Source organism: Pseudomonas sp. AC172 (assembly GCF_979258595.1).
The window spans coordinates 1,482,616-1,494,956 of record NZ_OZ409868.1 but is presented as its reverse complement, the minus strand read 5'-3'; the positions used below and the strand labels follow the sequence as shown (position 1 = coordinate 1,494,956).

General features: G+C 60.6%; 9 protein-coding genes. 5 read left to right on the top strand and 4 right to left on the bottom strand.

Translation table 11 applies throughout. The features are described 5' to 3' along the window. Positions 1 to 75: 75 nt before the first annotated feature. A complete protein-coding gene (metE, locus tag ACZ0A4_RS06855; protein WP_463573726.1) occupies positions 76 to 2,364 on the bottom strand; it encodes a 5-methyltetrahydropteroyltriglutamate--homocysteine S-methyltransferase in 2,289 nt (762 codons plus the stop codon). Between the two features lie 413 nt (positions 2,365 to 2,777). Between metE and ACZ0A4_RS06850 the strand changes: the two genes are divergently transcribed. From ACZ0A4_RS06850 to yecR, 4 genes are all read left to right on the top strand, one after another. Then, positions 2,778 to 4,154 carry a pyridoxal-phosphate dependent enzyme gene (locus tag ACZ0A4_RS06850; protein WP_008085127.1) on the top strand — a complete coding sequence of 459 codons (1,377 nt, stop codon included), beginning with the start codon at positions 2,778 to 2,780 and terminating at the stop codon, positions 4,152 to 4,154. Then, positions 4,151 to 5,323: a cystathionine gamma-synthase gene (locus ACZ0A4_RS06845; RefSeq protein ID WP_463573725.1), complete on the top strand. Its 1,173-nt coding sequence runs from the start codon at positions 4,151 to 4,153 to the stop codon at positions 5,321 to 5,323. The genes ACZ0A4_RS06850 and ACZ0A4_RS06845 overlap by 4 nt, the downstream gene beginning before the upstream one ends. A gap of 555 nt (positions 5,324 to 5,878) precedes the next feature. Then, positions 5,879 to 6,604, top strand: a complete 726-nt coding sequence (locus ACZ0A4_RS06840) for a hypothetical protein (protein ID WP_463573724.1) — start codon at positions 5,879 to 5,881, stop codon at positions 6,602 to 6,604. Between the two features lie 193 nt (positions 6,605 to 6,797). Next, the gene (yecR, locus tag ACZ0A4_RS06835) at positions 6,798 to 7,106 is read left to right on the top strand and encodes a YecR family lipoprotein (protein WP_242206137.1); all 309 of its coding nucleotides are present in this window, start codon (positions 6,798 to 6,800) and stop codon (positions 7,104 to 7,106) included. Positions 7,107 to 7,205: 99 nt separating this feature from the next. Here yecR and ACZ0A4_RS06830 read toward each other — a convergent pair whose 3' ends face one another. Beyond that, on the bottom strand, positions 7,206 to 8,822 hold the full coding sequence (locus ACZ0A4_RS06830; protein ID WP_463557790.1) for an ATP-binding response regulator: 1,617 nt from the start codon (positions 8,820 to 8,822) through the stop codon (positions 7,206 to 7,208). 114 nt (positions 8,823 to 8,936) lie between these two features. On the opposite strand from ACZ0A4_RS06830, the gene ACZ0A4_RS06825 reads away from it, so the two are divergent. Further along, positions 8,937 to 9,542 carry a LuxR C-terminal-related transcriptional regulator gene (locus ACZ0A4_RS06825; RefSeq protein ID WP_463573723.1) on the top strand — a complete coding sequence of 202 codons (606 nt, stop codon included), beginning with the start codon at positions 8,937 to 8,939 and terminating at the stop codon, positions 9,540 to 9,542. Here the strand turns inward: ACZ0A4_RS06825 and ACZ0A4_RS06820 are convergent. Together ACZ0A4_RS06820 and ACZ0A4_RS06815 are read right to left on the bottom strand one after the other, a co-directional pair. Further along, positions 9,480 to 9,917 carry a fe2+ zn2+ uptake regulation protein gene (locus ACZ0A4_RS06820; RefSeq protein ID WP_463573721.1) on the bottom strand — a complete coding sequence of 146 codons (438 nt, stop codon included), beginning with the start codon at positions 9,915 to 9,917 and terminating at the stop codon, positions 9,480 to 9,482. The two genes, ACZ0A4_RS06825 and ACZ0A4_RS06820, sit on opposite strands and share 63 nt — an antisense overlap. Before the next feature lie 127 nt (positions 9,918 to 10,044). Further along, entirely contained in the window at positions 10,045 to 12,261 is a 2,217-nt protein-coding gene (locus ACZ0A4_RS06815) for a TonB-dependent receptor (RefSeq protein ID WP_463573720.1), read from the bottom strand. Positions 12,262 to 12,341 lie beyond the last annotated feature (80 nt).

The window sequence follows — 12,341 nt, the reverse complement described above, 5'->3', positions numbered from 1 at the left end:
ATTGATGTTGACTGACAGGACGCTTTCGCGAGCAAGCTCGCTCCCACAGGTGTTGTGTTTCATGCAGCCAGAGTGTCAGGCAAGCTCTTTGCGCAGCTGCCGGGCGGCGGTGACCATGTGCACCAGCGCCGCTTCCGTCTCCGGCCAGCCACGGGTTTTCAGGCCGCAATCCGGATTGACCCATAGGCGCTCGGCCGGAATCCGCTTGGCCGCCTTGCGCAGCAGATTAGCCATTTCCGAAGCATCCGGTATGCGTGGCGAGTGGATGTCGTAGACGCCCGGGCCGATGTCATTCGGATAAGCGAAGGCTTCGAAGGCGTCCAGCAATTCCATGTCCGAACGTGAGGTTTCGATGGTGATGACGTCGGCATCCATCGCCGCGATGGATTCGATCACATCGTTGAACTCGCTGTAGCACATGTGCGTGTGGATCTGCGTTTCGTCGCGCACGCCCGAGGCGCACAGACGGAACACTTCCGTCGCCCAGTCCAGATAATGCTGCCACTGCGCCTGACGCAACGGCAGACCTTCACGGAACGCCGCCTCGTCGATCTGCACGATCTTGATGCCGGCGGCTTCCAGATCCACCACTTCGTCACGAATCGCCAGCGCCAGTTGCCGGGCCTGCAGTTCACGGCTGACGTCTTCGCGCGGGAACGACCACATCAGCATGGTCACGGGGCCGGTCAGCATGCCTTTCATGACTTTGTCGGTGAGGCCTTGAGCGTAGCGGATCCACTCGACGGTCATGGCTTTCGGGCGGCTGAGGTCGCCGAAGATCACTGCCGGTTTCACGCAACGCGAACCGTAACTTTGTACCCAGCCGAAACGGGTGAACACATAGCCGTCCAGTTGTTCGGCGAAATATTCGACCATGTCGTTGCGCTCGGCTTCACCGTGCACCAGCACATCGAGGCCCAGACGCTCCTGAATTTCCACCGCGTGGCGGATTTCGCTGTGCATGGCTTCGGTGTATTCGGCTTCGGTCAGCTTGCCTTGTTTGAACGACTGGCGAGCGAGGCGGATCGAGGCGGTTTGCGGGAACGAACCGATGGTCGTGGTCGGGAACAGCGGCAGATCGAGTCCGGCGCGCTGCTTGGCGATGCGCTGGGCGAATAGCGACTGACGCTGGCTGTCCTTGGCCGTGATCGCTGCAACCCGCGCCTGAACCGCAGGTTTGTGAATGCGCGGCGACGCCGCGCGGGCAGCCTGCACCGAGCGGCTTTCAGTCAATGCACGCAGCACTTTCGGTGCTTCCGGCTCATTGACCGCTTGAGCCAGAACAGCCACTTCTTCGCACTTCTGCACAGCGAAGGCCAGCCAGCTTTTCAACTCGGCATCGAGCTTGTCTTCACGGCCCAGATCCACCGGGCTGTGCAGCAGCGAGCAGGACGGCGCGACCCACAGGCGATCACCCAGACGCTCATGGGCATGCTGCAACGTCGCCAAGGCACTTTCCAGATCGCAGCGCCAGACGTTACGGCCGTTGACCACGCCCAGGGACAACACTTTATAAGCCGGCAGACGATCGAGAATGGTCGGGTACTGCTCCGGTGCGCGCACCAGATCGATGTGCAGACCGTCGACCGGCAGGTTCGCCGCCAGACCGAGGTTTTCTTCCAGACCACCGAAGTACGTGGCCAGCATTTTTTTCAGCGGATCACGCTGGATCTGGTTGTAGGCCCGCTCGAACGCGTTCTTCCATTCCTGCGGCAGATCCAGCACCAGAATCGGCTCGTCGATCTGCACCCATTCCACGCCTTGGGCGGCGAGGCGCGAGAAGATCTGGCCGTACAGCGGCAGCAGGCGATCAAGCAATTCGAGCTTGTCGAATTCGGCGCCCTTGGCCTTGCCCAGCCACAGATACGTCAGTGGGCCGATGATCACCGGTTTGACGTTGTGGCCCAGCGCACGGGCTTCTTCGACTTCTTCGAACAACTGCTCCCAGCCCAACTGGAACTGCTGATCCGCGCTGAATTCCGGGACCAGATAGTGATAGTTGGTGTCGAACCACTTGGTCATTTCCTGGGCGTGCGCCCCGCCGCAGCAACTGTCGCTGACGCCACGGGCCATGGCGAACAGGGTTTGCAGATTGGCTTTGCCATCGTGCGGGCGGAAGCGCTCGGGGATGACGCCGAACATCAGCGAATGCGTCAGGACCTGGTCATACCAGGCGAAATCGCCGACCGGTAGCAGCTCGATGCCAGCGTTTTTCTGCAAGTCCCAGTGGGCCTTGCGCAGCTCACGACCGACGGCACGCAGGCCTGCCTCGTGCAGTTCTCCTTTCCAGAACGCCTCTTGCGCTTTCTTCAGTTCGCGGTCGCGACCGATGCGCGGAAATCCAAGGGAATGGGCGAGTGCCATAACAAACAACTCCAATGTCTTGTTGATGGCGGCCATTGTCGGCATCGGCCTCTAGTGAGACAAACTCATTTTAATCTTGATCAACACGAACTTTCCTCATGATCAAATCATCGCTGAAAACACCTCTGACTTTGTGCATTGGCAAAAACACCCAACCGTTTTCGCAGCAGGAAATTTCTTCACAGATCAAGCGATTGGTGAGCGTGACGACGCCCTTTGAAAACTCGATGACGCCTCTGTGTAAACGCACTCAAACCCGTCCCGGCAGGTCTTTGCTTTCGATCTATCGTTAGATCGAAATGGCTGAATTGGCGACCGGTTAAAGGTTGCGACAGCTGATGTCTGAGCCTATGTTGCACGCGAGTCTTTTCCCCGCGATTGGAACGCGATCAACACCACCAAGAGGTGAAGAAATGTCTAAGGAATCACGCCCTGCCGTACTTGGGCTGATCGGCAATACTCCACTTGTGCAGGTCACCCGCTTCGACACCGGGCCTTGCACGCTGTTTCTCAAACTCGAATCGCAGAACCCCGGTGGTTCGATCAAGGACCGCATCGGCCTGGCGATGATCGACGCCGCCGAGCGTGATGGTCGCCTGCAACCCGGTGGCACCATCGTAGAAGCCACTGCCGGTAACACCGGTCTGGGCCTGGCACTGGTTGGCCGCGCCAAAGGTTATCGCGTGGTGCTGGTGGTGCCAGACAAAATGTCCACCGAGAAAGTCCTGCACTTGAAGGCCATGGGCGCCGAGGTGCACATCACTCGTTCCGATGTCGGCAAGGGCCATCCCGAGTATTACCAGGACGTCGCCGCCCGTCTGGCGAAAGACATTCCCGGCGCATTCTTCGCCGACCAGTTCAACAACCCGGCCAACCCGCTGGCCCACGAATGCAGCACCGCGCCGGAAATCTGGGCGCAGACCGAACATGATCTGGACGCGATCGTCGTCGGTGTCGGTTCGGCCGGCACGCTGACCGGCCTGAGCCGCTTCTTCAAACGCGTGCAGCCGGATCTGGAAATGGTCCTGGCCGACCCGGTCGGTTCGGTGATGGCGCAATACAGCCGCGACGGCACGATGCCGACGCCCGGTTCATGGGCGGTGGAAGGCATTGGTGAAGACTTCATTCCGTCGATCACCGACCTCTCCAGCGTGCGCCACGCCTACTCGATCAGTGACGAAGAAAGCTTTGATCACGCCCGTCAGTTGCTCAAGGCCGAAGGCATTCTCGGCGGCTCGTCGACCGGCACCCTGCTCGCCGCCGCGCTGCGTTATTGCCGCGAACAGACCGAGCCGAAACGCGTAGTGAGCTTCGTCTGCGACACCGGCACGCGCTATCTGTCGAAGGTCTACAACGACCAGTGGATGACCGATCAAGGCCTGTTGCAGCGAAAGGGTTACGGTGATCTGCGCGACCTGATCGCCCGCCGCTTCGAAGATGGCCGCGTGATCAGCGTCGGCCCTGACGACACCCTGCTGACCGCGTTCCAGCGCATGCGCCTGGCCGATGTCTCGCAGTTGCCGGTGCTGGTGGAAGGCAAGCAACTGGTCGGTGTAATCGACGAATCGGACATCCTCCTGCCGGTGCACGAAGACGCAGCCCGCTTCAGCCAATCGGTCTCCAGCGTGATGACCGACAAACTGCAAACCCTTGCACCCGGCGCCAGCCTGTCCGAGCTCGAGTCGGTACTCAGCCGTGGCCTCGTCGCCATCATTGCCGATGCATCGGGCTTCCATGGCCTGATCACCCGCACCGACATGCTCAACCAATTACGGAGATCCCTCGCATGAGTCAGCACGACGACAAATCCCAAGGCTTCGCGACCCGGGTGATCCACGCCGGGCAAACGCCGGACCCGACCACCGGCGCGCTGATGCCGCCGATCTACGCCAACTCCACCTACCTGCAAGACAGCCCCGGCGTGCACAAGGGTTTCGACTACGGGCGCTCGCACAACCCGACGCGTTTTGCCCTGGAGCGTTGCGTGGCGGACCTTGAAGGAGGTACGCGCGCGTTCGCCTTCGCTTCCGGGCTGGCGGCGATCTCCACGGTGCTGGAACTGCTCGATGCCGGCTCGCACATCGTCTCCGGCAATGACTTGTACGGCGGCACCTTCCGCCTGTTCGACAAGGTCCGTCAGCGCAGCGCCGGGCACCGTTTCAGCTTCGTTGATCTGACCGATCTATCGGCCTTCGAAGCGTCGTTGCAGGACGACACGCGCATGGTCATGGTCGAGACCCCGACCAACCCGCTGCTGAGCCTCTCGGATCTGGCCGCTATCGCCCGTATCTGCCGCGCTCGCGGGATCATTTGCGTGGCCGACAACACCTTCGCCAGCCCGTACATCCAGCGTCCGCTGGAGTTGGGTTTCGACATCGTGCTGCACTCGACCACCAAATACCTGAACGGTCACTCCGACGTGATCGGCGGTATCGCCGTGGTCGGCCAGAACGAAGAACTCGCCGAGAAACTGGGCTTCTTGCAGAACGCCGTCGGTGCGATTGCCGGGCCGTTCGATGCGTTCCTGACTCTGCGCGGGGTGAAGACTCTGGCGCTGCGCATGGAACGTCATTGCAGCAACGCACTGGATCTGGCGCAGTGGCTGGAACAGCAGCCGCAGGTCAAACGCGTCTACTATCCGGGCCTTGAGTCGCACCCGCAGCATGAGTTGGCCAAGCGCCAGATGCGCGGTTTCGGCGGGATGATTTCCGTCGATCTGAACAGTGATCTGGCGGGTGCGCGACGCTTCCTGGAAAACGTGAAGATCTTCGCCCTGGCGGAAAGTCTGGGTGGCGTGGAAAGCCTGATCGAGCATCCGGCGATCATGACCCATGCGACCATTCCGGCTGACACCCGCGCCACACTGGGGATCGGCGATGGGCTGGTGCGTCTGTCGGTGGGCGTCGAGGACATCGAAGACCTGCGCGCCGATCTGGCGCAAGCGCTGCAATCGATCTGACCTGGCAAGAACGACAAAGCCCGCACGAAGCGGGCTTTGGTGTTCGAGCAGGCGGCCAGTGCTGGTCTCTGGCTTACAAGGTTTATCGGGCTTCCCACAGTACCGGGCCAAATTGAAAAGGTACGGCCTCGGCTGCTTCACACGGCATAAGGGCTGGATCTCAGCGCGGAGATCTTTCTAACCGTGTACCTTTCGGAGCGCGCCCCACGCCCCCTTGCTATCCGATTGCGCATCAGTCTGCGTCTTCGCCTACCTCTTTGAGCCTAGCAAAGGCTCGTGGAATTGAATCAGAGTTTTTAGACTGATTTGAGCTTTGCTCAAAACGGGCAGGAAGATAAGCGCCTAAAGGCCGTCGATCCCCCCGTCGTACCGCCTCGCTATCGCGATCTATACTCAATCAGTTCGATCATGATTCTGTCGACACCCGCGCGCGCCCGACGGCGTGCCCGTGCCTTTCGCCCACCAGACTGACCCAGGCCAATGAGTCATAGCGCCAGCGAAAATGCGGCGGACGATGCCTTATCACTTTGTGGCTGCCGGGTCATGGAGAAAACTATGAAACACAAGCTGTTGTCAGGCGTGCTTCTGACGGTCGTGGCGACCGTGGTAGTGCCCAATGTCTGGGCGGCGCAGCCGCAGGCTTTGGCGTCCGATGGATCGGATCATGTGGGTGCCGGGGCAGTGGCTTCGGATGGCGCCGATCACGTTGGTGCAGGCGCGGTCGCTTCTGACGGCGCCGATCATGTCGGTGCAGGCGCGGTCGCTTCTGACGGCGCCGATCATGTCGGTGCAGGCGCGGTCGCTTCTGACGGCGCCGATCATGTCGGTGCTGGCGCGGTCGCTTCTGACGGCGCCGATCATGTCGGTGCTGGCGCGGTCGCTTCTGACGGCGCCGATCATGTCGGTGCAGGCGCGGTCGCTTCTGACGGCGCCGATCATGTCGGTGCAGGCGCGGTCGCTTCTGACGGCGCCGATCATGTCGGTGCAGGCGCGGTCGCTTCTGACGGCGCCGATCATGTTGGCGCGGGCGCGGTCGCTTCTGACGGCGCCGATCATGTCGGTGCTGGCGCGGTCGCTTCTGACGGCGCCGATCATGTCGGTGCTGGCGCGGTCGCTTCTGACGGCTCCGATCATGTTGGCGCGGGTGCATTGGCTGCAGATGGCGCCGACCGTACGGGCGTCAACCGGGTTGCCTATTCTCGTGTTGGTGTCGGCTCTGATCGTGTTGCCTCGGCACTGATGACAGGCAGTTATTCCGACCAGTTCAACAGCCCTCAGTAATCCTCCCTTGGCCCAACGGGCGGCTCCAGCGAGCCGCCCGTTGAGCACCGCACTAGCACATTTGTGCTAATCGACCGCCCTCTCACCTGACGTTATATTCCCCCGCAACCCCCGATGTTCCCCAACGTTGCCTGTTCGCAATGCGCGGGATCGTTGTGCCTGGAAATCAGAACAACACCAAGGAAGAAACACCATGAAATCCCTGATCGCAACACTCACTCTCAGCGCCCTGTTCCTGACCGGCTGCGCCACCCCCAAACAATGGGAAGCCACTGGCGGCAGCAAAAACGATGGCATCGTTCAGGTCTCCTATGACCTGGGCCAGTTCGAAAGCGGCCAGACCAGCGCCGAACAAGGCCTGACCGTCGCCGCGCAACGCTGCAAGACCTGGGGCTACAAAAACGCCGAGGTCACCGGCTCCGAGAAAAACAACTGTCGCACCATGGGCCAATACAACTGTCTGCAAACCACCATCACCCAGGATTACCTGTGCAAGCGCTAGACGCTTGACCCTGTAGGAGCTGTCGAGTGCAACGAGGCTGCGATCTTTTGATTTTGATCCTGAAAATGAAGATCAAAAGATCGCCGTGTGCCGCAGCTACTACAGGGTTTGGGTTTCACAGTCGCGCAGCGCTCGTAGGGTTGCGCGCAGTTCGGCCGGGCGTACCGGTTTGGACAGAATGGCAATGTCACGGTCTTGCAGGGCCGCCTGGATTTTTTCGACGTCGTGCCCGGTGATGATCATCGCCGGAACCGCCCAGCCTCTCCGCTGGCGCACATCGTCAATGCATTCGATGCCAGTGGCGTGGGTGCCGAGGTCATAGTCGGCGACGATTATGTCGCAGTCGGTCATCAAATCCTGCCCGCTCAGTTCCGCTTGAACCACGCAGCCCCAACGCTCCAGTAGCGCCGACGTCGCGAGCAATACGTTGCGATCATCCTCCACCAGACATACCTTCAACCCGGTCAGCAAACCGACCTGACGTGCGTCATCACGATTGACCGTTACTTGCGGCGGCGCGGTGATCGGCAAGCCGTACAAAGTCACCGCCGTTCCCCGCCCGAGCCGCGAGCGCAAGGCAACGCCGACTCCGATCAATTCACCCAACCGCTTGACGATCGACAACCCCAATCCCACGCCTTCGACATCTTTGTCGCGCAGTTGCCGCACTCGATAAAACTCCTCGAACACCTTGCCCAGATGCTCTTCGGCAATGCCGTTGCCCTGGTCGCAGATCACGATGGCCAGCCCCGCTGCGCGCCGGCGCACGCCGATCAGCACCGGCCGATGCGCGCCATATTTGAAACAGTTGGAAAGCACGTTCTGCACCATGGTCGCCAGCAACGCCGGATCGGTTTGCACCCAATATTCACAAGGGCGCAAACGCAACTCCACGCCGGCCCAACGCGCCGCTTCGGCGTTCTGACGAATCAGCTCCGCGAGCCACTCACCTAAATCAACGGTTTGCAGTTTGGGCAGAACCCGGCCGTTATCGAGGGTGTACAGATCGAGAATCGAGCGGAACAACTGCGAGACGTTGAGCAGCGATCGGTCGATGTTATCGACCAGACGCCGCTCCTCATCACCCAAGCGTGACTCACGCAGACACGCAGTAAACAGGCCGATGGAATGAATCGGCTGGCGCAGATCATGACTGGCCTGGGCGAGAAACCGCGACTTTTCCAGATTCGCCGCGACCGCTTCTTCGGAAGCCTTGCGCGTACGTTCCAGCAACAAGTGCGCATAGAACGGGATCACCGTGCTGGTGATCATCAGCATCAACACCATAAACGGCTGTGCCTGCCACACCGGCGTCAGACGATAAACAGCCAGCAACGCCAGCAAGGCCAGCACCGTGGCAATCGCCAGATAGCGCGAGCCGTAGCGCATGCCGTTGCCAAGGTTGACCCAGATAATCACCGCATAAAGTGGCAACGCCGCTTCGCCACCGACCACCAGCCCGAAGCAGGTGCCGGTGTAATCGTGGACCATGGCGAAAATCCGCCGCGCCGGGTAATGCCCCGGCCAGCGTGCAATGGCTTGGCGCAGTGCAATCGAGGCCAGCAAAAACACGCTGATGTAGGTGATTACCGGCAGATAGGTATCGAAGCGCTGGCCCGGCAAAAACCCCAGTATGAGCATATAAACCACTGCGATACTGGCGATGATAATGCGCAGATTGGCTTGGTCGAGTTCGGTGTTTTTCTCGAACTTCATGGTAAACGTCCTTGTGCGGCATTCGTCAAAATCAGAAGGAACCTACAGGCAACAGGCGCGCCCGGTGCTAATGTGCAGGCCTTGAGCAACGCCTGACCCAGGGAGGGTCACGCCATGACATGCCGAATTATCATAGCCGACGATCACCCGCTGTTTCGCGAAGCGATGCTGCGCACAGTCCAGCGTTTGCTGCCCGCAGCCGTATTCGACGAAGCCGGCGATCTCGACGCCGTACTCGCGCTGCTGCCTTTGGGTGATGAGCCAGACACCTTGATTCTCGACCTGCGTTTCCCCGGACTCACTTGTGTCAGCCAGCTCGCCGACCTGCGCCGGCGCCTGCCGCGCACCACGTTGATTGTGGTGTCGATGGTTGATGATCAGTCGCTGATCAGCGAAGTCATGGCCGTCGGGATCGACGGTTTCATCGGCAAGAACATCGCCCCGGATGAAATCGGCCAGGCGATTCTGGCGATTCGCCAAGGTGAAGTGCTGGTGAAATTTGCGCCGTCGGGCCTGCTGCCGCTGGAAACCGGCGCCGCCCTCACACCTCGTCAGCAGGATGTGTTGCGCTTGATCGCTCAAGGCAAGACCAACAAGGAAATCGCCCGCGAACTGGATATCTCACCGTTCACGGTGCGCATTCATGTCTCTTCTTTATTACGCACGCTGAACGTGCCCTCGCGGGCAGCCGCCGCCGTGAAATACACGGGCACTTTGTAAATGATCGGTGTGTTGCTGCAGCAATTCCATGGCTTCAGAGGAAAATCGGTAGGTCTTGTCACTCCCGAGCACGATCAGCCCCTCTTCCCCCAGACGCTTGAGCACTTCACGCACGCTGACAAACGACAGCTCGGGCGATGACGATTCGACAAACGTATGCACGCCATTCACCCCGATCCCGTGGCCGTCGCGGCTGGCGACTGCCAGCGCATTGATCACCTTGAAGCGGATCAGGCTGGTGCGCAGCCCGAAGTGGCGCAGCAATTCGCGAATATGCTCATTGGCGCTGCGATCGAATTCGAAGGCCAATGGGTTGGTCGCTGTCCGAAACGCTGAAGGTGCGTTTAAAGCGCCAACGCCTGGGTGGTTAAACATGGCGAATACTCCCTTTCTGAAATGTTCAGGCGGGTTGCAGCTGCTTCCCGCCTCCGACCACGTGTCGAACAGGCAACGTGATCGTGACTATAGACAAGGTGACGACAGCGCCGCCCTTCCCGCCCCGTCAGAAATCGACCGTGGCCGACAGCTGCAAGGTCCGCGGGTAACCCGGAGAGAACGCGCCGTAGGACGCCACGCCCGACCAGTACTCACGATCGAACACGTTCTGCACGGTGGCGCGGAACGTCGTTGGCCGGCCTTCGATTTTTGTCGCATAACGCGCGCCGGCGTCGAAGCGGGTCCAGGCATCCAGTTCCTGGGTGTTGGCCTGGTTGACGTACTGGCTGTCGGTGTAGATCGCCCCACCGGTGAGGGTGAAACCCTCCAGCCATGGCGTATCCCACTCGGCCCAGAGATTGGCCTGCACGTCCGGCACGCCGACCGGTTTGTTGCCACGGTTGGCCTTCGTCGCCGAATCGGTCAGTTCGCCGTCAAGCACAGTGACGCCGCCCATCAGGCGAGTGCCCGGCGCCACTTCACCGAACATGCTCAGTTCAACACCACGGTTACGTTGTTCGGCCTGCACCGAGAACACGTTGTCGGCACCGACTTCGCCGCTCGGCTTCTCGATCTGGAACAAGGCCAAGGTTGTCATGAACGTGCCGTGTTCATACTTGACGCCGATCTCGTGCTGTTTGGACTCGTACGGTGCAAAGGTTTCGCCGGCGTTGGACGCCGTGCCCGGTGCAATGTCGCCCTTGCTCAGGCCTTCGACATAATTGTAGTAGAGCGAAACGTCTTCCCAAGGCTTGACCACCACGCCAACCAGCGGGCTCGTGGCGTTGTCCTTGTATTTCGAGCTGACCGCACCGGCCGCGTTGTAGTTACGCGATTCGATGTCCTGACGACGTACGCCGAGGGTCAACTGGAAGCGGTCATCGAGCATCGACATCGTGTCGGTCAACGCCACGCCGGAAAGCTCCGATTCGGAAACGCGCAACACCTTTGGCGAATTGATGTACTGCTGCGGCCTGTCGATCGGGTGATAGATATTCGACAGGATGGCCGTGCCGTTGTTGATGCCGCGTGACAGCTCATCCTGATACCGGGTCGCCATCACCGTGGTGGTGTGAGTGATCGGGCCTGTGGCAAACACACCACGCATACCGACGTCGGCCGTCGAGCGATCTACGTTGAATTTGTAGTAACCGGGAATGTTGCTGGTGTCGCCGGCATCATTCAGGATTCTCGGCACTTGGTCGGACAGGCGTTTGACGTCGGACTTGCCGCCACCGGCATGGGCGAACACGGTGACGTTATCCGTCAGGTCATATTCGCCACCGAGCAAGGCCGATTGCTCTTTGGTGTCCGACCAGCCCCAGTGCTGCGAGTGGTTGGTGCGGCCGTTCGGCGCAGACGGCACATCAACGCCCGGCGCAATGGTGAAGGGCCGCGAAGCGCCCTCCCAGCTTTCTTTCTGGCTGATGTAATCGAGGTTCAAGCGCAGACGCTCGCCGCGATAATCCAGAGCGATCGCGCCGATACCGAGATCGCGATGCTGATCATCGACAGCGGTATCGCCACCCTGCAGATTGCCGTTGAAACGCACGCCGAACTGGTTCTCCGAACCGAAGCGCCGACTCAGATCCAGATGCCCACCGACCTGCGAGTCCGAGGCATAGGTGCCGGTGAATCGGGTCAGGTCTTCATCCAGCGGCCGCTTGGGCACGATGTTGATCACACCGCCGACGCCGCTGTTGGGTGATATGCCGTACATCAGCGCGCCCGGCCCCTTGAGCACTTCGACGCGCTCGGCGTAGTCGGTGAACACCCGATAATTCGGCGCGACACCGTAGACGCCGTCGAATGCCAGCTCACCAAGGTTGCCTTCGCCAATCGGGAAGCCACGGATGAAAAACGAGTCGACGATACCGCCGGTCTGACCGGTCGAGCGCACCGAAGGATCGCGCTCCAAGGCGTCGGCGACGGTCACGGTTTGCAGATCAGCGAGGGTTTTGGCGGTGTAGCTGGTGACGCTGAACGGCGTGTCCATCACATCCTTGTTGCCCATCATGCCCAACCGGGCACCGCGCGCCACCTGGCCACCGGCGAGGGTTTCCGGCAACGCCGTCGCGCTGTTGTAACGGGCGTTGACGTTGGTGGTGTCGAGGGTCAGCGCGTCCGGCGCGGCGTTCGAAATCGGGTCGGCGGTCACGCCTGGTTGCTCGGGGCTGGCGGCCCAAGCGTTGGCGCTTCCTGCGACCAAAACGAAATTCAGCATGGCGGTACGCACGGCGAGTGTTAACACCCGCTCACCGCAAGGACGACTGACAACAGGCATGACGTGAGGATCCTTTTCATCGAGGGAAAATGGTAATCACTCCTATTGCCAGTCGATCTGCGAAAAAGTATCACCCGCAG

Bases quoted from the DNA above. Each gene is read 5' to 3' on its own strand.
- ACZ0A4_RS06820 (WP_463573721.1), bottom strand. From the start codon at position 9,917: ATGTTTAACCACCCAGGCGTTGGCGCTTTAAACGCACCTTCAGCGTTT.
- yecR (WP_242206137.1), top strand. From the start codon at position 6,798: ATGAAATCCCTGATCGCAACACTCACTCTCAGCGCCCTGTTCCTGACC.
- ACZ0A4_RS06825 (WP_463573723.1), top strand. From the start codon at position 8,937: ATGACATGCCGAATTATCATAGCCGACGATCACCCGCTGTTTCGCGAA.
- ACZ0A4_RS06840 (WP_463573724.1), top strand. From the start codon at position 5,879: ATGAAACACAAGCTGTTGTCAGGCGTGCTTCTGACGGTCGTGGCGACC.
- ACZ0A4_RS06850 (WP_008085127.1), top strand. From the start codon at position 2,778: ATGTCTAAGGAATCACGCCCTGCCGTACTTGGGCTGATCGGCAATACT.
- ACZ0A4_RS06815 (WP_463573720.1), bottom strand. From the start codon at position 12,261: ATGCCTGTTGTCAGTCGTCCTTGCGGTGAGCGGGTGTTAACACTCGCC.
- metE (WP_463573726.1), bottom strand. From the start codon at position 2,364: ATGGCACTCGCCCATTCCCTTGGATTTCCGCGCATCGGTCGCGACCGC.
- ACZ0A4_RS06845 (WP_463573725.1), top strand. From the start codon at position 4,151: ATGAGTCAGCACGACGACAAATCCCAAGGCTTCGCGACCCGGGTGATC.
- ACZ0A4_RS06830 (WP_463557790.1), bottom strand. From the start codon at position 8,822: ATGAAGTTCGAGAAAAACACCGAACTCGACCAAGCCAATCTGCGCATT.